The following is a 21,379-nucleotide window of genomic DNA, read 5'->3' on the forward strand; positions in this document are numbered from 1 at the left end:
TACCTCCAACTTTAAATTAATCCCAGTGCATTTAACATCTTATCTAAAGATCCCGGCTTCGGGATATAATAAAAATGTGCACCAATATTATTATTTTCATCATTATTTATATCGTTATTTAAAAATGTAGTTTCAATATCTAATACATAATCATCATATTGGCCTGTCTCAATAAATATGGTGCTAAGAATAGCTCCTAACATATCATAAGTCACAGCCGGCACAGATGGAATTATCAATAGATTTGTAAGCTTTCCTATAGCATTCATATAAGACCCTGCTATTATATTTCCCACTTCACAAAGTACTGAGTACCCCATATCATTTATAGTATCTACCTTAGTTCCTGTGAGTAACCCTATTATATTTAAAGCTACTTCATTATTAAGTATAAATAGTATATTTCCAGGCGCATCACCAAGCACTCTAACAACAACTCCAACCAATGGGTTTTCTCCATCTATTCGAGAAAAGATATCTTCAAATTTTACTATATTAATATCTGGAACTGTCATATCTATCCTCTTATTTAACAGTTGAGAGAATGATGTAACTGCATTACCTGATCCAATATTACTCATTTCTTTTAAAGCATCAAGTTGTATATCATCTAACTTTAAATAATTCATTATACATTATACACCTCTATCTTTCAAGATAATATTTATTAAACTAAAGCCCCTACATCAAGAATTAATGTAACTAATCCATCACCTAAGATCGTAGCTCCTATATATTCCTTTAATTCATGGAATATACTACCTAAAGGCTTTATAACTATTTCTTGTTGCCCTAACAAGTCATCAACTAAAAATCCTACGCTTTTTTCGGCCACATTTGTTATTACTATAAATCCTTTTCCACCTTTTCTTTTTTCATCAATTTCTAATAACTCATTTATCCTAATCAAAGGTATAACATTATCTCTATATATTATAACCTCCTCACCATTAGTTCTTTTTATTAAATCTTCTCTATAATTAATAACTCTATCTATGTAGCCTAATGATATAGCCATAGTTTCACTACCAACTTTAACAAGAAGAGCTTGGATTATTTGTAGGGTAAGGGGTAATTTAATTATAAATGTGGAGCCCTTGTCTATTTCACTTATAACCTCAACCGTCCCACCTAAAGCTCCAATTTTTGTTTTAACAACATCCATACCAACCCCACGGCCGGAAATATCTGTTACCTTATCGTTAGTACTAAAACCTTGAAGAAACACCAAGTTCTTTATGTCATTTTCATTCATGCCATCTGTACTTATACCAAGCTTCTCAGCTTTTAGTCTAACCTTCTCTATATTTATCCCTCTTCCGTTATCTTCAACCCTTATAACGGCTTTTGTGCCTTCTTGGTACGCACTCAAAGTTATTACCCCTGTAGAACTTTTATCTTTTAACCTTCGTTCCTCCCTAGACTCTATTCCATGATCAGCAGCATTTCTTATAAGATGTATAAGTGGTTCACCTATTTCATCTATTACTGTTCTATCTAGCTCTGTATCTTGACCTTCTATAACAAATTCTATATCTTTATCAAGCTCTAAAGATATATCTCTTATCATTCTTGGGAATCTATTAAAGACTACATCTAAAGGCAGCATCCTTATTTTCATTACCAAATCTTGAATATCAGAAGTGGTTCTGCCTATTTGTTCTAATGTCTCATTTAACTCAACTGACTTATTAGATGAACTTATTTGCTCTAATCTAGTCCTATGTATCACAAGCTCTGAAACCATATTCATAAGTTTATCTAGTCTTTCTAAGTCAACTCTTATTGATTGATGGTTTTTTTTATGGGTTACGCCACCTACTCTTTCCAAATCTTGAACTTTCATATTTGGTTTAGAGGTCTTTATTTGTTCTATTTCTTTTTCATCAATAAATATGGTATTAGCTTCTTCAGTCTCCTTCATACCAATAGATGTTAATTCTATTTTATTAACTTCTACATTTCTAACCTCTGAAATGTTATATATAATATGTGATGTATCTTCTTTATTCTTATTTGTAATATAAATTAGCGAAATTTCAAAATCAAAATTTTCATTTTCAATTTCTTCTATGCTTGGCACAGATTTTATTACTTCTCCACCTTCCTCTAATGCCTTGAATATTAAAAATGCTCTTGCAGATTTCAACAATGTATTTTCATCCAAAACTATGTGGATTTCCTCAGCATAAAATCCTTTTTCTTCTGCTTGCTTAATAATATTTATATCATACTCATTAAGATTTATTTTGTGTTTTGATGATATTAATTCTTTTTCTTCTATTTCAGTTAAGTTTTGTTGTGATTTTTCATAATTATCATCACTTATAGATTTGATTTTATTTAAATTTATTTTAGTAACTTCAATCTCTCTTACTTCAGAAATATGAGAAATAATACTAAACACTTCTTGCTCACTCTTTGTTGTAATATAAATTAATGAGATTTCAAAATCAAAGTTCTCATTTTCAATATCTTCTGTACTTGGAAATGATTTTATTACTTCTCCCCATTCTTCTAAATACTGTAGTATTAAAAATACCCTCGCTGATTTTAACAATGTATTTTTATCCAGACCTACATTTATTTTTTGAGCATAAAATCCTTTTTCTTGAGCCTTTTCAATAATACCTATATCATATTCATTAAGATCTATTAAATCTTTTTCTATATATTCTTCTACAACTTCTTTTGACTCAATTTTATATTCTGTTTTTTCATTATGCTCTTTGGATATAGATTCTAATTCATCTATTATATCTTCAATATCTTCTTCATCGCCTATACCTTCCGATACATTATTCACCATCTTTTCAAGATTATCAAGACATTGAAAAAGAACTGTTACAACCCTTTCTGTAACTTTAAGTTCTCCTTGCCTAAATCTTTCTAGAACATCCTCCATCTTATGGGTTAACTCTGCTATATTATTATATCCCATTGTAGCTGCCATTCCCTTTATAGTGTGAGCTACCCTAAATATTTCATTTAGCTTGTCCGTATCATCTGGATTTTGTTCAAGTTCTAATAGGGATTCATTTAAAATTTGAAGGTTATCCATAGACTCTTCTAAAAACATAGACAAATATTGTTGCAAATCCATTTTTCTCCTCCTTATAGCTTTTTATATATAAATGTAGAGGCTTTTTCAAATCCAAAGCTTTTATAATTATATATACTTTCAGTGGCACCTAAAAAAAGCATACCACCTTGATTTAAAGAGCTACTAAATTTCTTATATATATCGTTCTTCACATCTTGGTTAAAATATATAATCACATTTCGACAAACTATAACATCAAATTTAGTATCATATCTGTCCAAAATAAGATCATGTTTCTTAAACTTTACCATACTTTTTATATTATCATTTAGTATATACCTCCCTTCTAACACATTAAAATATTTATGTATATCTTCTTTTGATATATTTCTAATATCTGAAGAAATATATTCTCCCTTTTTAGCTTTTTCTAATATAGTACTATCTATATCTGTTGCTATAATGTTATGAGTTATACCTTTTGATATTTGATCTAATATCATAGCTATTGAGTATGGTTCTGCACCAGTAGAACAAGCAGCACTCCAAATTTTAAGCGTTTTTTTATTGATATGCAATTCTTCCTGAAGTTTTATTTTAAATTGATTAAATATATCTGCATTTCTAAAAAATTCTGTAACATTTATAGTTATAAAATCTAAAAACCTTTGCCTTTGTGCTTCTTCTTTTTTTAATAAAACTACATAATCTTCAAGATTATCTACACCTATCCTATACATTAAACTCCGAATCCTTCTATGAAGTTGATTAGACTTATAGGCAGATAAATCTATTCCAAAATCCTTTAAAACCCATTGTTCAAATTGCGAAAAATCCATTTTATCTCCTAACCCCCATAACGCTTTTTACAATATGTAAAGGTATGTCTTTTAGTGGCAAAGCTATATCCACCATTCCAGTTGCATAAGCCATCTTAGGCATTCCATATATTATGCAAGTAGATTCATCTTCTGATATAGTATATCCGCCCATTTTTTTTACCTCCACCGTTCCATTAGCCCCATCCTTTCCCATGCCCGTTAATATGATACTCATAAGGTTAGATCCATAAACCTTTGAAGCTGATATAAAGAGCTTATCTACAGCTGGTCTCACTCCCCAAATAGTTTTATCAGTATTAAGAGAAATCTTCTTATCTTTACTTATCTCTAAATGAAACCCACCAGGAGCTATGTATATTTTATCTCGTTCTATATTATCTCCATCAATTGCTTCTACGACCTCTATATTACTATTATTATTAAGTCTCTTAGCAAAAGCTTTAGTAAATCCAGCTGGCATATGTTGTACAATTATAATAGGTACTCCAAGTTTTGGAGGAAGAGATTTAATTATTGTATGTAGGGATCTAGGCCCACCAGTAGATGCTCCAATAACTATTGCTTGTATCCTTTTTGTATGATTCGGCCTATTTTCTACAAACTCTTTATCTTTTTTAAAAGACTTTATAACAATTTTATGTTCATTGTTCTTATTAAGTTTTCCTAAGACCTTCTTATTATATGCCAATCTTATCTTTTCAGTTAAATCATCTAAAACTTTGTCTATATCCAAAGAAATACTCCCTGAAGGCTTAGGAATAAAATCGAAAGCCCCAGCTTCAAGGCATTCCATAGTTAATTCTGCGCCTCTTTTGGATATACTACTTAACATTATAACTGGTATGTTTATGTTTCTTAGTTTTAACTCTTTCAAAGCTTCTATGCCGTTCATTTTAGGCATTTCAACATCTAAGGTTATTACATCCGGATGTTGTGTTTCAAGTTTTGATAGTAACTCTTGTCCATTTCTAGCTATACCAATAACTTCTATATCTAATTGACGATTTAACATATCTGATATAATTTTACGCATTAGGGCTGAATCGTCTACTACCATCACCTTAATTTTATTCAAACCTTATCAATCCCATCATAATTCTTTTATTCCTATGCCTATAGTTCTTATATAGACGATACCACTAGAAGTATCTAATATCATGGTTCTGCCTTTATTTCCTCCTACATCTGTAGATATAATAGGTATTGACAATTCACTTAAGCTTTGTCTTACAGCTACCTCATTTCTATTACCTATATCATTTGTCTTATTTTTATCTGCAAAATTAAACATAGATGCTCCCCCAACTATTTTAGCTGTTATATTTTTCTTCTTTGCACCCTCTTTTTCCATTATGTTTAAAAGTAGTGGAATTGCCAAATTTGCAAATTTAAAAGGATTATTCACTTTATTGAATTGAGTACTATCAGGTAATATAATATGAGCTAATCCCCCCAGCGCTATACTCTTGTCATATAACGCTATACCTATACAAGATCCTAAACCCACTGCAATTATTTCTCCTGGTGAGTTTACTATATTAGCTTCTCCAATTCCTACTCTAATCTTATTACTGTGTTCCATAATCTTTATACCATATTTCTCTTTTCTTGTTCTGTGAGAATATTCGCCAGGTTCAATAATATCATTATATTCCCATCTAGCCTTATAAGTCCTTTAATATACCTTCTAGAAATAGAAGTCACTATGCTTGGAGGGTTCTCTATATCTTCTAATCTTATATCTTTAACTTCTGAAACCAAATCTACTATCATACCTATTTTCTGATTATCTTGCTTTACTACAATTATCTTTGTATCTGCATCTTTTACTGCCTCTTGAATTTTAAACTTCTTAACTATACTTATTACTGGTAATATGTGATCTTCATAGTTTATTACACCATCTATAAAATCAGGTGCATCAGGAAGTACTGTAGGTTTTTCATAACCTAAGATCCTTTCAACTTCCATTATATCTGTAGCATAACTTTCTCCATTTAAGCTAAAGACCAAAACCTTAATATGCCTTTCATCCATGTAATTCAATCCCCCTATAACTTTAATCTATCTATAACAATATTGCCATCACTCCCCATATACGCATGTACATTCTTGCTTGGAATTTCTAATATGCCCTCTTTTTCACCAAAGACAAAAGTAGTATTTTGATAAGCAGTATCTACATATATGTGACCTTTGTCTTCTACCATTAGAGTTGTAACTACCCCCGCAGGGCTCCCAACAATTCTAGCTTTTATCTCCTTTTTAGCACTTATTCTTCCACCTCTTGATATGGCCCCTGGCTGTTCAAAGTATATCCCATCGTTTGAAGAAATGTTAGAAATATATTGACCTTTGCCTTTAAAAACAATATTACCTGTACTATGAATATTAGAATCCTGGCAATAATTAAGATTAACGCTTACTGGTATAGTTGAATTATTATTAAATAGTTCAATGTTTCCTTTAATCATAAATATTATATCATTTAATTCATTGTAATCCTTTATCTGCAAGGGCCCTAATCCTATGACCCTTTTTTTTATAATATCTATAAGTTCTGTATCGTAATCTTGTTCCATAAGGGAGTCCCTTATTATATTCATACACATCTTTGATGTGTTTTTAAACTTGGTATCTATTAAGCTTTTAATAATGCTGCCGTCACTAGCTTGCCCTTCAACTAATTTAAACCTCTTTATATCTTTAACACCTTTAACTATTCCTTCTAATGTCGTTGAAAGTGCATTTAAATTATTAATGTAATTTAATTTTAATACATCGGTTCCCCCACCATATATCTTAGATAACATAACATTACCCTTTATAGTGACATCTCCCTTGCTTATTATCTCTGATGATTCTATATATCCTTCTACAACCACAGTGCTGCCACCTTCAACTTTCATTCCCTCCATAACATTACCTTTTATAACTATGTGTTCTGAGAATTTTATATCTCCGGTTTTTAAGTTCACATCTGAAGCTACTTCATGTACCCTCCTTACAAAAAAGCATCCGTTTTTAAAAGAAGCCTTTCCTTCTACCAAGGATACTATTTTCTTGCCATCTTCTGAAAGAATACATCCCTCTGCCGCTCTAAATATAATTGATTTAGGTACCTTAAACTGCAAAATCTCACCTTTTACATTCTTACCATCCACGCCCTTTTTTCCTTCAACTTTCTCAGCAATTATATCCCCTTTTTTAAATGATTCCACAGTTCCTATACTTTTATAATCTACAGTTCCAACTTCATTTTCTTTTAACTTATTTTTATCTTTGCCGAATTTAAATTCTATATAATCTTGTTCTTGGTCTATTGGGAAAACACCTTCAGCTATAACTACATCATTATTCTCTGTTTCTGTGGATATCTTTTGTATTGCTTCCTCTTTTATTCCAAAAGTAATATCCAATAATGATAGGGCATCTTTTATTTCTTGTTCAGTATAAAATGGCAAATGTGTTTTTTCTTCTTCAACATCTATATTTAAGTCTTTAACACCATAAGTATCTTTGACTTTGTAAATTGTTTTAGGAATGAATTCTGTACTTAAATAAGCTTTCATCTTGTTTTTATCTGAAGAAAATTTAATTTCCATATTTCTTTTTGGCACAACATCATCTTGGATTATAGTTAGGTCTATAGTATCTTCATTATATACTTCTTTCTTTTCTTCTATCTTTTCTCCATTAACCTTTATAATTAAATATTTACAGATATTTATCTTTGCAGGTCTTCCTCCATTTTCAGGGTTAGAAACACAAACCTTTCCACTTTTAATACCAATAATGCCATCTTTTTTTTCTATTATATTCATATTATCATTTTCATTTTTAAGAAGGACATTAATTACTACCTTCTTTTTAAATAATCCCCTTTTTTCTTCAATAATATTATACTTTAGATTATTAATAGGTATATTTAGCTCCTTGCTAGCTTGCAAAAGACACTTTTTAAGAGTAAAAGATGAATAAGTTTTCTCCATCATACTAACCCCCCAATATATTGAACCTTATAATTAAAATTATAACACAATGCAAATGTTTTTCATATATATTATTTAATCATACTTAACTTTCTTTTAAACTTTGATGTATTATATTATTCTAACTTATTAAGTATCGTAGATTATCTCCAATAATTTATATATTCTTTCACTTTTTGACCATATTTATAAATTATTATTTTTATTATATCATTTTTTGTAGAACTTAATGCATTTCCTTCTATATATCGTATAGGAAGTACACTAGGAGATGTCCCTGATATAAACGCACCGTCTAAATTACTTATATCTTCATACCTATATCCCTCTTCTATTACCTTTATCTTATTTTCTAAGCATATTTCTAAAATCTCATTTCTTGTTATTCCGGGTAGGACATCTGAAATAGGAGATGTTATTACAAAGTCTTCTTTTATAAAGAATATATTAGACTTACTTCCTTCTGTTACTCTCCCATTTCTATCTACCAATATAGCTTCGTAAACTTCCCCACCTTTAATCTTTTCATTAACCTTTTCCCTAAAATCATCGTTTACAATCTTAGCATTAGGATTATTCCTTTCTCCATGATAAAGAATAGTACTTACCCCTTCTTTATAGTCTACCTCTGTGGGGTATTCATGTTTTATATAAAACATAGTAAAATCCTTTTTAGGTTTATCAGCATTAATCACCATTTTTATATTGCCGCAAGCTTTATCATTAAGTTCTATAAGTTCCTTTATATAACCTTTACATGTTTCATAGCTATAAGGCATTTCCATATCAATTAACTTCATTGACTTTTCCATTCTCTCTAAATGTTTTTCAAAAAATAAAGGTACTCCATTTATAATTCTTATAACTTCATATACATTTATATCACTATATATAAAGTCATTATTAAAATCAACACATTTTTCAACCTTCCCATTTTTGATCAAAAATTTATTTATACAATCCGCCATAAAATATAAACAGGTTATGAAAATCATATTAAAACATAGCCTCTCCTTCCTTAAACTTTTTATATTATGATTTTTTTGTATATGATATTTTTAGATACAACTTAAGAATGCAAAAGTTATTACTACCAAATACATTACTTCTTTATAGCCTTTTTAATTTTTAAAGTGCTCTACTTATATCTACTTCCAATTTAATATCTTTATTCCTTTACTGTCTTTCTTGAAATTTATAAGATATGGATTTCCTACTAAATCAAATAAAGGTTTATCCGAAAGAGAATCCGAAAACATATAGGAATCTTTGTAATCAACTTCTATATTTTCTTTAATAAGCTCTTCTCTTAGCCTTCTTACCTTTTCTTCACCCTTGCAATTTAATCCATCCATCCTCCTAGTATGTCTCCCATCACTAGTTATATACTTAGTTCCTATTATTTTATCTACTTGTTTTATGTTATAAAATTCATTTAAATAAAATTCAGGTGAAGCAGATATTAAATAAATAAGATATCCTTTAGATTTCATCTTATTTATCATATTAATAGCATCTTTGTATACAATGCTATTAATTCTCTCATTATAAAATTCTTTCACAAGTTTATCTACCTGCGTTTCTTCCATACCTTCAATAAATTTTAAGAAGGTTTCCTTTGTCTGTTTTTCATCAAAAGCTCTAGTAATAAACATAATACCTGAAAGCAAAGCTCTTGGAATATATCTAATGTTTTTTAAATCCTTTTTTATCATAAACTTAAAAAACTCCATTAAGGTTTCTTTTTTTGTTAAAGTATAATCTATATCAAATATCGCAAGCTTAACCATAATTAATATATCACCTACCTTTTTAAAATTGCTTGATAGAAAAAAACTGCTGCAAAAAGCAGCAGTTTAATATTCTATTCTATTCTTATTCTTGTTCTTCTTCTTTATCTTGTTCTTCTAACATTGTTTCATAATATCTTGAAACTTCTTCGAATTCTGTATCTTCCGGTATAACTAGTTCTCCATCTTCACCTACTGATTTAAATAAGTATACAGATCCATCAGCTGGGTTTTGAACTAGAACATATTGTCCTTCTTTATATTCAAATCCATCTACCACTTCACATGGTGTAACATTTCCATCTTCGTCCTCTAAATCAACTACGAAAGATTCAAATTCATTTTCTCCACAACCGCATCCTTCGTGATCATGATTATGTCCGTGTCCTTCTGATCCACATCCACAACCTTCTTGTTTCTCGTTATTATCTCCACAGCCACAACCGCAACCTGTTTTCTCTTCAGTGTTTTCTCCGCAGCCACAACCACATTTCTCTTGTTCTTCGTTATTCATATAATCTCTGATTTTAAATTAAACTTATAGTCTAATAAAATTTCAGATTTTCACCTCCTTAACTCTTATGTATTCATTTTAACCTTAAACCATAAATAATAAAAGGTTTTTTTGAAAAATTATTTACTTTGTTTATTAAAAATTTATTATTGGGTCTAATTAATTAAAAAGGGCTGCCCTAAGGACAGCCCTTTTTTATAAGTTATTATTGTTGGTTTGCAAGTTTTTTGTAACCATCTAATCTTTCTTTAGCATCTTGCTCAGTCTTTGCAAATAATTCTTCTGCAAAGTCTGGATATGCTTTTTGTAATGAAGCATATCTAACTTCTCCTAGTAAGAAGTCTCTAAATGGCATTTTTGGTTCTTTTGAATCTAAGCTAAATGCATTCTTTTCTCCACCTCTTAAAGTTGGATTATATCTGTATAAAGCCCAGTATCCACTATCTACTGCTAATTTAGATTCTAACTGACTATTTCCCATTCCAGCTTTAATACCATGATTTATACATGGTGAATATGCTATTATTAGGGATGGTCCATCATAAGCTTCTGCTTCTGCAATAGCTTTTAATGTTTGATTTTTATCTGCTCCCATAGATATTTGAGCTACATATACATATCCATAAGTCATAGCTATCATTCCAAGATCCTTTTTCTTAGTTCTCTTACCTGAAGCAGCAAACTTAGCTATAGCAGCTGTTGGAGTAGCCTTTGAAGATTGACCTCCTGTGTTTGAATATACTTCTGTATCAAATACAAGTATATTCACGTTCTCCCCTGATGCAAGTACGTGGTCAACTCCGCCAAATCCTATATCATAAGCCCAACCATCTCCACCAAATATCCAATGTGATCTCTTAACTAAATAATCCTCATTAGATATAATATCTTTAGTTAGGTTGTTCTTTTCTTCTTTTGATACAGCTGCAATTACTCTATTAGCTCTATCTCTTGTACCTTCTCCATTATCTATATTTTCTAACCAATCTTTAAGTATTGATTTTGTGTTTTCAGTAATGTTTTCTTCTATTAATGCCTTAACAGTTGAAGCTAACTTTTCTCTCATAGCTTTAACTCCAAGGAACATTCCCATTCCAAATTCAGCATTATCTTCAAATAATGAATTAGCCCATGATGGACCATGTCCGTTATGATTAGTAGTATATGCTGTAGCTGGTGCTGAAGCTGCCCATATAGATGAACATCCTGTAGCATTTGCTATCATCATTCTATCTCCAAATAATTGAGTTACAAGTTTTGCATAAGGAGTTTCTCCACAACCAGCACAAGCTCCTGAGAACTCTAGAAGTGGTTGTTCAAATTGGCTTCCTTTAACAGTTGACTTAGTCATCGGGTTAGCTTTTGGTGAAAGTGTCATTGCATAATCCCAATTTTCTGTTTGATGTAACTGCTGATCAATTGGTTTCATTATTAAAGCTTTTTCAGGTGCTGGACATACTTGAGCACAATTTCCACACCCTGTACAATCAAGAGGACTTATTTGTATTTTGAAGTTTAATCCTTCAAAAGTTTTTCCTCCAACTGCTTTCTTATTTTCAAATCCTTCTGGAGCATTTTTAGTTTCTTCTTCATTTAATAAGAATGGTCTTATTACAGCGTGAGGACAAACATATGCACATTGGTTACATTGTATACATTTATCTATTTGCCATTCAGGAACGTTTATTGCTATTCCTCTCTTTTCAAAGGCTGATGTTCCACTTTCAAATGTTCCATCTTCCATTCCAACAAATGTACTAACAGGAAGGCTATCTCCCTCTAATCTATTCATAGGATAAACTATATTTTCTATAAATGCTGGAACTTGTTTTTGTGACTTAACTTCTTCACTCTTAGCACTTTTCCATGAAGACGGCACATCTATTTTAATTATTGATTCTATGCCCTTATCTATAGCAGCGTTATTCATGTCTATAACCTTTTGTCCTTTTTTACCGTAGGACTTTATAACTGCTTCCTTTAAGTATTTAACTGCATCCTCTACTGGAATTATGTTAGCAAGCTTAAAGAATGCTGATTGCATTATCATATTTATTCTTCCGCCAAGACCAATTTCTTGTGCTATTTTAACAGCATTTAATGTATATACATGTATATCATTTTCTGCAATATATCTCTTATACTCAGCTGGAAGATGAGCATCTAATTCTTCTGGTGTCCAAATTGTATTTAAGAAGAAAGTACCACCTTTTTTTAATCCTTCTATTACAAAATACTTATATACATAAGCTTGATTGTGACAGGCAATGAAGTCTGCTTTATTTATTAAGTATGGAGATTTAATAGGTGACTTACCAAATCTTAAATGTGATACAGTAACTCCACCTGATTTTTTAGAGTCATAAGAAAAATATCCTTGAGCATACATGTCTGTATAGTCTCCAATAATTTTTATAGCACTCTTATTAGCTCCAACAGTTCCATCTGATCCAAGTCCCCAGAACTTACAAGCTTTTGTTCCTTTTGGTGTTGTATCTATATCTGTTTTTAAATATTCAAGTGATGTATTTGTTACATCGTCTATTATTCCTATAGTGAATCCATCTTTTGGTGTTTCTTTATTTAAGTTTTCATATACACTTGCTATATGTGTAGGTGTTGTATCTTTTGATCCAAGACCATATCTTCCACCAACTATAACTGGGAAATTTACTCTTCCGTAGAATGTATTTTTAACATCTAAGAATAAAGGCTCTCCTGGAGCACCCGGTTCTTTAGTTCTATCTAAAACTGCTATCTTCTTAACAGTGCTTGGTATAGCCTTAATCAATCTTTCCATTGAGAATGGTCTAAATAATCTAACCTTTACTAGTCCAACCTTTTCTCCAGTTGCATTTAAGTAATCTATAGTCTCTTCAATAACTTCTGTTACAGATCCCATAGCAATTATTACTCTTTCTGCATCTGGCGCTCCATAGTAATCGAAGCAATGATATTCTCTTCCTGTAAGTTTTGTTATCTCTTCCATATGATTTTCAACAAGTTCTGGAATTGCATCATAGAATTTGTTTACACTTTCTCTTTCTTGGAAGTAAATATCTGGATTTTGCGCTGTTCCTCTAGTTACAGGATTATTAGGATTTAAAGCTCTTTTTCTAAATGCGTCAACTGCATCCATATCTACTAATTTTGCAAGTTCATCATATTCTAAGACCTCTATCTTTTGAACTTCATGTGATGTTCTAAATCCATCAAAGAAATTTAAGAAAGGTATTCTTGATTTAATTGCTACTAAATGAGATATTGCAGATAAGTCCATTATTTCTTGAACTGACCCTTCAGCAAGCATAGCAAATCCTGTTTGCCTAGCAGCCATAACGTCTTGGTGATCACCAAATATACTTAATGAACTAGTTGCAAGTGCTCTAGCTGATACATGAAATACTGCAGGCAATAATTCACCAGCCATTTTGTACATATTAGGGATCATAAGTAACAATCCTTGAGATGCTGTAAATGTAGTTGTTAATGCTCCTGCTTGAAGTGAACCATGAACTGCACCTGCTGCCCCTCCTTCGGATTGCATTTCCATAACCTTAACAGGTTGACCAAATATGTTCTTTCTTCCTTGTGCTGACCATTCATCAACACTTTCCGCCATAGGTGAAGAAGGTGTAATAGGATAAATTGCAGTTACATCTGTAAAGGCATATGCCACATGAGCCGCTGCAGTGTTACCATCCATTGTTTTCATTTTTCTCATTACTTCTGACCTCTCTTTCGATTTTTATATATTTAATCTTGGAAATTTAATAAATTATAGCGTCTTCCGAGAATGATTTGCTCTAAAAGCTTACTTTTAAAGCTAACAAAAGATGTCCTAACTCTACTAAATAATAGATTTACCAAGTTTTAATGTGTTTATACATAATATAAATACAAACAAGTCTTTTTCTTTAATAAATTTATCTTTTACTAAAGTATAGAAATCGTTATACATTGACCTTGCAATAATTTATTTTGCTAAAATTTTGCCTAAGTTTATTGCCTCTTCTAATTCTTTTTCACTTGGTGCTTCTTTTACTGAAATGGTATTCATTAAATTGAATCCATAACCTTGCATTCTAGTTGACCATTCTTTCATAAACTCACCGTTATCCCAGCCGAAAGAACCAAAAAGTACAAGGTCTTTATTTTCATTAGATATCAATTCAAATTGTTTTATAAAAGGCTCCATTTCTTCTTGCTCAATTCTATTATTATCCATAGATGGGCTTCCAAATGCTACTGCATCTGCCGAAGTTACATCTTCTAAAGTTGCCTCATGCACATGTTTAACAACTACCGTTGCCCCAGCTTCTTTGGCTCCTTTAAATATGTGATCAGCTAATACCTCAACATTACCCCCATTGCTCCAATATATTATTGATACTTTTTTCATAAATTCACCCTCTTATAATTATTCTAGGCAAAATTAGTAGATTTTAATTTTAACAATTAATATTTATCTACATCTCCATTATATACTAAAAGTGACTTTTTTCAAGTTTTAATCTGTATAATAAGAAAGAAAAGTAATTATATTTACTTTAACTTATAACTCCTCAAATAAACAAAGTCTCCTAGTTTTTAATTCCTAGGAGACCGTATTTATTTACCCTTCCACCCTTTAGTATTCTGAGTTATAACATTAATTATGTTTTCTACTGCATCTTTTACTGGGCTTTGTTCCATTGCCTTAATATATTTCCACTTATTTTCATATACTTCATTAATCTTTTCAAACATTATTCCTGTCTTTACTTCTTCCTCTTCAATAACCATACTATATCCACTTTTAAGAAATGACCCTGCATTTAAAATTTGGTCACCTCTACTAGATTTCTTTGAAAGAGGTATTAATATATTAGGCTTTTTAAGCGCTAAAAGTTCATATATAACATTCGCTCCAGCTCTTGAAACTACTACATCAGATATTTTAAATAAATCAGGAAGTTCTTCACTTAAAAATTCAAACTGCTTGTATCCTTTTTTATTTTTTAAATCCTTAGCTACGTTATCTTTACCGCATATATGAATAACATCATAAGATTTTAGTATTTCATCAATTTCATCCCTTAATGCATCATTTATAAATTTAGAACCTAAGCTACCACCTATAAATAAAACTATGGGTTTATCACCTTTAAGCCCTACAAATTCTAGTCCTTTTTTAGAACTACCTCTAAAAAGTTCTTCTCTTATAGGTGTTCCTGTAAGCACAGCCTTGTCCTTTTTTATATATTCTAAGGACTCTGGAAATGTAAGACAAAGTTTAGTGCAGTAAGACGATGATATCTTATTTGCAAGTCCTGGTGTCATATCTGATTCATGAGAAATTACAGGAATCTTATTAAAATAAGCACCGATAACTACAGGTACAGATACAAATCCACCTTTTGAAAATACTATATCCGGCTTTTCATTTTTTATTATTCTAGAGGCTTCCACCACTCCTTTTATAACCTTAAAAGGATCTGTGAAATTCTTTATATCAAAATATCGCCTAAGCTTTCCACTAGATATTGAATAATAAGGAATACCACTGTCTTTTATTATCTGTTTTTCTATTCCTTCCTTACTTCCTATATATTTAATTTCATAACCTGAAGCCTTTAACCTTGGTGCTAATGCAAGATTTGGGGTAACGTGCCCGGCAGAGCCACCACCTGTCATAATTATTTTATAATGGGGCAAAGAATCATCTCCTTAATATAATGCTAATTACAATTAAGATTTAGCTTTTAAGCTACATCCATTAATAATTTTATACGATGTCAGAAAACTCTGTACTTATTTTATCCTCTATGTTTTCACCTATTACAGTATACCTTTTTTCTTCTTTAATTTCTATTATATTCTTCGGAAACATTATGGTGAATTCACTTCCTTCATCAACCTTACTTTTCACCTTAATGGTCCCCCCCATAATTTCCACTAACCTTTTAACTAGAGATAGTCCTATGCCTGTGCCTTCAGCTCTTCTTGATAAAGAACTGTTCACCTGTGAAAACCTATCAAATATAAAGTCAATTTTATCTTCAGGTATACCTATTCCTGTATCTCTTACTCTAAGGTACATATCTCCACTAATAAACACTAATTCTACTATTATCTTATTTCCTTCTGGGGTAAACTTTATAGCATTAGACAATAGGTTTAATAGTATCTTTTCATATTTTTCTTTATCCATGGTGACCATTTGTTCTTCCTTTGAAGTATCAAATATAAGCTCTATATTTTTAGATCTTGCATAATGATTTATAGATGTTACTATATATTCTGTAAGCACCACTATATCAAAATTTAATTCATCTAAAAGTATAAATCCTGCTTCAGCTTTAGATATATCAAGTATATTATTTACAAGTTTTAAAAGCCTTGAACAGTTTTGTTCTATCCTAGACAATGTTTTATCAATATTAGGACCAATCTCTTTAGGATAAACGTTATAGGCTAACTGAAGCGATGAATATATTATGCTAAGCGGAGTTCTAAGTTCATGGGATATCACAGTAAAAAACTCATCTTTTAACTTAGTCACATTTTCAAGCTCCATACTGTGGTTTATCTCTTCTGTAATATCTGAGGCATAAATACATATACCTTTTATATCTCCATCTGCAAACTTATAAGGTATAAATTTTATTTTATAAAACCTATCTTTATCATAACAATCCTTTATACAATAAGGTGAACAAGTATATTCTTTTCCTATTCTTCCACAAAACTCTAAGGCCTTGGCTATACTGTCTTCTTCAACATTTTGGAATATATGATTCCAATAATTATTTACTATAGGCACCTCTTTTTTATCATTAAGAATATATCTTGTAAAAACTTCAAAATTCTTATTCGCAACTCTAACTTTCAAAGATGGATAGTTTAAAACAGCCATTGGAATATCTACATTTTCTACTAAGTCTTTTATAAAGTTAGTTTGATCCTCTATAAACATTTCATGTTTTTTTATTTCTGTAATATCCTTCACTGTAATTATAGTATACAAAACCGCTTTATTTTCATCTCTTATAGCTTCACTGCTAAATTCTATATACTTTACAATGTTAGATTTCCTATCTGTAATTTTCATAATTAAGTTTTTAATATATTTCCCATCTTTTAAAGCATCTTTAATGTAATTTTCAAATTGAAAGTCTTCTATTGTTAGATGTTCACATAAAAACCTTTTTACCATTTCATTAAAGTCAAAGTCTTTTTCGTCTTTTATATCAAATATGTGATGGACGGCCTTATTACAAAAATCAAATTTACTGTTTTTATCTAAAACCATAATCCCTTCAGATATATTATTTATTACATCCTTTAAGTATATAAGATGCTTCTTTTCTCTTCCTCTTAATATTTCTATTATATTACATTTAGCTTTTAACTCTGTAGATAAACCTATAAAGCTTTCTCTTTCTTTTATAATCCTTTGATTTTCTATATATTCATTAGTTATACTAGAAAAAGAAATCAACGAACCTTTTACTACATCTTCATTCATCAAAAGCATACTATTAATAGAAAATATACTTACCTCTCCCTTAAATTCCTGTCTTATAATTAGATTTTTAAATTCAAAACCTTCTAATATATTTCTGTTTGAAGCATTGTTTTCTTTAAAATCATTATGATAAGTTATAATAGTTATACTTGGATGATTAAATATCTTAACAACATTATTATTTTCGCCTTCATTAAAGTACCTTAAATATAATCCCTTAGCTAGTTTATTATAATTAGTTATGTTACCTTTTATATCTACTATAAGTACACAACAAGGCAAAGCTTCTATTATTGATTGCACTATATTAGCATTATATATATCCATAATTATTGCCCCTTTTTATATTTATTTCTCCTTATGGTTATAAATATAGTTCTTTAAAAGATATCTTTTCCCTTCTAATAATAACCATATTTCATACCTAAGTTTCTCTATAAAAAGCTAAATAAAAACAAATATATTTACTTAACAACAATTTTCACGTTTATTTTCTAAAAATCAACATAAACCTTGCTTGATATATACTAAACAACTACTATGATAGGTTGATTTTAGTTTTATATTGAAACTTTTATTTTATGACATTTTATCTAAAAGACTCAATTACTATTTGAATATTTGAGTATCCATTGTACTCATTTATACTTGGATAAAAAATAAAATCCAAATAAACATTATTTGGAACTCCCTTATACAGATTTTCTAATTCTGATTTTTTATACTTAGATATTATTGTGGCTTCAAACTTTTCTATATCTCCAAAATATATTCCGTTAAAGGCTTTTCCATTTTGTGATTTAATGCTTAATTTTAACACATTTTGTTTTTTTCCTAAAATATCACCTTTAATAATCTTTAAGTTTTTATTTGCAAAAAGCGGTTTAGTATTTCCTTTTCCAAAAGGCTCTAAACTTTCTATTTCATAAATAAGTTCATGATTAATATAATCTAGAGGAAGCGGCATATCAACTGTAACCTTTGGTATTAGATCCTTATCTTTTAGAGTGGTGTTTTTATTTAACTCTTCCCTTAGCGTTTCTATATTGTTTATATCTAGCGACAAACCTGCAGCCATAGGATGTCCTCCAAATTTATAAAATAAACTTTTACATTTTAATAGTTCTAAAAACATGTTATACCCTTCTATGGATCTTCCAGACCCCTTTGCACCTTCATAAGAATTTGTAATAATTATGGTAGGCACATTGTATTTCTCCCTTATTCGACCAGCTATTATGCCTGCTAAGCTTTCATGTACATCTTCTATATATATAACAAATACTTTTTGTTTTTTTATTTTTGTCGTTTTAACTATTTCTATAGCTCTTTCTACACCCATCTTTGTCATATCTTTTCTTTCTTCATTAAGTAAAAATAATTCTTTAGCTAATATAGAAGCCTCTTCTTCAGTATTTGACAAAAGTAACCTTACACCTCTTTTTGCATTATCTAGTCTTCCTGAAGCATTTATAGAGGGTCCTATTACAAATCCTAAATGATAGGTTGAAACCTTCTTTCCTTCTATTCCAGTTTCTTTCATCAAAGCTTTTAATCCTATATTAGAAGTCTTATTAATCATATCTATTCCATTTTTAACAAATATCCTATTCTCCCCTATTAAATCTACCACGTCACATACTGTTGCTATAGCTACAAATTCTATAAGATTATAGCACTTTATCTTTTCAATATTCATCTGATTAAAAAGAGATTCTATAAGTTTAAACGCAACACCTGCACCACATAGGTTTTTAAACTCATAGTTACAGTCCTGTTGTTTTGGATTTATTATAGCATCCGCTACTGAAGATATGTATTCTATCTTACCATCTTCCTTTTCTACAAAGGGTATATCGTGGTGATCTGTTACTATTATTGTGAGACCAAGCATTTTACCATACTCTATAGTATCAATGGCTGCTATACCATTATCGCAGGTTATAATTGTATCTACGCCTTCTTCCTTTGCCTTCTTCATTATATTAATATTTATGCCATACCCATCCTTTATCCTATCTGGTATGTCATAATCTACATTAGCATTGCATTCTTTAAGAGACCTATATAAAATATAAACGCTTATAACTCCATCTACATCATAATCGCCAATGATTCTTATCTTCTTATTTTCCTTTATCTTATCTTTTAATATATCCGTAGCCCTTTTTATATCCTTCATATCATATGAATTATGAAAATTTTCCAACTCGGGTTTTATGAAAGTTCTTATTGCTTTTCCCCCTATAATATCTCTATTTACAATAAGCTTCATTATAAATTCACTTACCCCATACTTTGAAGCTAATTCTTTATAATTTGCCTTTTTATTTTTTATAAACCATTTTTCCAAGCTTATTTCACCTACCAAATTAGATTTTTATATACTCTAATAGAATTATACCTTATTTTTATACTTTACTCCTGAGGCTTTTTATATTTTTTATAAAATACAAAAAATAAGCACTTAGCTATAATTAAGTGCTTATTTAAATAAATTATTAAATGTTATATAACATTTCGTCTTTTAACTGTTCTACTTTTTCTTCCCCGTAAAGTCTGCTTAGTATAGAAAATGAGAACTCTAAAGCTGTTGCAGGTCCCCTACTTGTTATTATATTCAAATCTTCAACTACTGACTCTTCCTTATATATTGAGTTCCCTAGCTTATCTCTAAGTCCTGGATAAGATGTAACCTTAACGCCTTTTAATATACCTGCCTCTTCTAAAATCATAGGCGCTGCACATATTGCTGCCACAAGCTTACCATTTGCATAAAATTCTTTTACTGTTTCTATTACTCTTGTACTGTATCTTAAATTTTCTGCACCTAGCATTCCACCCGGAAGCACTACTGCGTCATATGTTCTTAAATCATCATCCATTATATTTTTATCTGCCTTAACCTCAATGTTATGACAACCTTTTACATACTCATCTTTAATTGAACAAGTATCACAAATAACCCCTGCTCTTCTTAGTACGTCTACCACTGTCACTGCTTCAATTTCTTCAAATCCATCAGCTAAAAACAACAAAACCTTTTTCATAATCACTTCCTGATATCCCAGGAAATTTCACCTCACTTTATTTGTATCTCAAATTAAATATTCCATAATTCTTTGCAGGTGGTTGAAATAGCTAAAGCCCCCGACTTTAGCGCCTCCATAACATCCTTTTTATTACTAACAAGTCCACCTGCTATAATTGGAACCTTTAACCTATCTACCATATCTGTAATAATACTTCCTACTATTCCTGGCATAACCTCAACAGCATTGGGTTTAACATCATTAATATTTTTTATACCTGTAGCTAATGATAAAGAATCTACTAAAAACACCCTTTGAATAGCATATAAACCTATAGCTTTAGCATGTTTTATATTAGAAGGTTTAGTAGTTAATATACCCATAGGATCTACATATTTTTTAATAAACTCCACCCCTATATGATCTCCTTTAAGGCCTTCAATAAGATCAATATGTATAAATACAATTTTCCCTTTATCTTTTAAGCTTTTACATATATCACTTATATTCATTATGTTTCCATATAACACAAATACTATTAAAACATTGCTTTTAAGTACATTTTCTAAGTCTTTCTCACTTCTTATAGCGGCTACTACTGGATTTTCTATGAGCAACTCTTCTATTTCATTAAAAGATACCTTTTGCATACTATT

At 30.2% G+C, this 21,379-nt stretch carries 17 protein-coding genes; all 17 read right to left on the minus strand.

Translation table 11 applies throughout. The features are described from left to right. Positions 1–11: 11 nt before the first annotated feature. The 17 genes from DY168_RS08935 to DY168_RS09015 all read right to left on the minus strand — a co-directional run bounded on the left by DY168_RS08935 (position 12) and on the right by DY168_RS09015 (position 21,373). Positions 12–629, minus strand: coding sequence for a chemotaxis protein CheC (locus DY168_RS08935; RefSeq protein WP_115641467.1), 618 nt, complete (start codon positions 627–629; stop codon positions 12–14). A 38-nt stretch (positions 630–667) separates the two neighbouring features. After that, complete coding sequence (locus DY168_RS08940; protein ID WP_115641468.1) at positions 668–3,103, minus strand: chemotaxis protein CheA; 2,436 nt, start codon at positions 3,101–3,103, stop codon at positions 668–670. Between the two features lie 11 nt (positions 3,104–3,114). Beyond that, a complete protein-coding gene (locus DY168_RS08945) occupies positions 3,115–3,882 on the minus strand; it encodes a CheR family methyltransferase (RefSeq protein WP_115641469.1) in 768 nt (255 codons plus the stop codon). Position 3,883: 1 nt separating this feature from the next. Next, entirely contained in the window at positions 3,884–4,960 is a 1,077-nt protein-coding gene (locus DY168_RS08950) for a protein-glutamate methylesterase/protein-glutamine glutaminase (protein WP_115641470.1), read from the minus strand. A 15-nt stretch (positions 4,961–4,975) separates the two neighbouring features. Beyond that, on the minus strand, positions 4,976–5,476 hold the full coding sequence (locus tag DY168_RS08955; RefSeq protein ID WP_172556386.1) for a chemotaxis protein CheD: 501 nt from the start codon (positions 5,474–5,476) through the stop codon (positions 4,976–4,978). Then, entirely contained in the window at positions 5,473–5,922 is a 450-nt protein-coding gene (locus DY168_RS08960; protein ID WP_115641472.1) for a chemotaxis protein CheW, read from the minus strand. The genes DY168_RS08955 and DY168_RS08960 overlap by 4 nt, the downstream gene beginning before the upstream one ends. A gap of 14 nt (positions 5,923–5,936) precedes the next feature. Beyond that, a complete protein-coding gene (locus DY168_RS08965) occupies positions 5,937–7,880 on the minus strand; it encodes a DUF342 domain-containing protein (RefSeq protein WP_115641473.1) in 1,944 nt (647 codons plus the stop codon). A 140-nt stretch (positions 7,881–8,020) separates the two neighbouring features. Continuing rightward, complete coding sequence (locus DY168_RS08970; RefSeq protein WP_242984087.1) at positions 8,021–8,872, minus strand: aminotransferase class IV; 852 nt, start codon at positions 8,870–8,872, stop codon at positions 8,021–8,023. A gap of 153 nt (positions 8,873–9,025) precedes the next feature. Continuing rightward, positions 9,026–9,667: an HAD-IB family hydrolase gene (locus DY168_RS08975; RefSeq protein WP_115641474.1), complete on the minus strand. Its 642-nt coding sequence runs from the start codon at positions 9,665–9,667 to the stop codon at positions 9,026–9,028. An 85-nt stretch (positions 9,668–9,752) separates the two neighbouring features. Beyond that, complete coding sequence (locus DY168_RS08980; protein ID WP_115641475.1) at positions 9,753–10,181, minus strand: DUF1292 domain-containing protein; 429 nt, start codon at positions 10,179–10,181, stop codon at positions 9,753–9,755. 205 nt (positions 10,182–10,386) lie between these two features. Further along, complete coding sequence (gene nifJ, locus DY168_RS08985) at positions 10,387–13,905, minus strand: pyruvate:ferredoxin (flavodoxin) oxidoreductase (RefSeq protein ID WP_115641476.1); 3,519 nt, start codon at positions 13,903–13,905, stop codon at positions 10,387–10,389. A gap of 252 nt (positions 13,906–14,157) precedes the next feature. Beyond that, positions 14,158–14,583, minus strand: coding sequence for a flavodoxin (locus tag DY168_RS08990; RefSeq protein WP_115641477.1), 426 nt, complete (start codon positions 14,581–14,583; stop codon positions 14,158–14,160). 209 nt (positions 14,584–14,792) lie between these two features. Further along, on the minus strand, positions 14,793–15,857 hold the full coding sequence (locus DY168_RS08995) for an undecaprenyldiphospho-muramoylpentapeptide beta-N-acetylglucosaminyltransferase (protein WP_115642455.1): 1,065 nt from the start codon (positions 15,855–15,857) through the stop codon (positions 14,793–14,795). Positions 15,858–15,948: 91 nt separating this feature from the next. Continuing rightward, positions 15,949–18,018: a PAS domain-containing sensor histidine kinase gene (locus tag DY168_RS09000; protein WP_242984088.1), complete on the minus strand. Its 2,070-nt coding sequence runs from the start codon at positions 18,016–18,018 to the stop codon at positions 15,949–15,951. A gap of 262 nt (positions 18,019–18,280) precedes the next feature. After that, complete coding sequence (gene recJ / locus DY168_RS09005) at positions 18,281–20,044, minus strand: single-stranded-DNA-specific exonuclease RecJ (RefSeq protein WP_242984089.1); 1,764 nt, start codon at positions 20,042–20,044, stop codon at positions 18,281–18,283. A 148-nt stretch (positions 20,045–20,192) separates the two neighbouring features. After that, positions 20,193–20,741 carry a DJ-1 family glyoxalase III gene (locus DY168_RS09010; protein ID WP_115641478.1) on the minus strand — a complete coding sequence of 183 codons (549 nt, stop codon included), beginning with the start codon at positions 20,739–20,741 and terminating at the stop codon, positions 20,193–20,195. A gap of 53 nt (positions 20,742–20,794) precedes the next feature. Next, the gene (locus DY168_RS09015; RefSeq protein ID WP_115641479.1) at positions 20,795–21,373 is read right to left on the minus strand and encodes a glycerol-3-phosphate responsive antiterminator; all 579 of its coding nucleotides are present in this window, start codon (positions 21,371–21,373) and stop codon (positions 20,795–20,797) included. Positions 21,374–21,379 lie beyond the last annotated feature (6 nt).

The organism is Clostridium putrefaciens (assembly GCF_900461105.1).
In the GTDB taxonomy this organism is placed as follows: Bacteria; Bacillota; Clostridia; order Clostridiales; family Clostridiaceae; genus Clostridium_L; species Clostridium_L putrefaciens.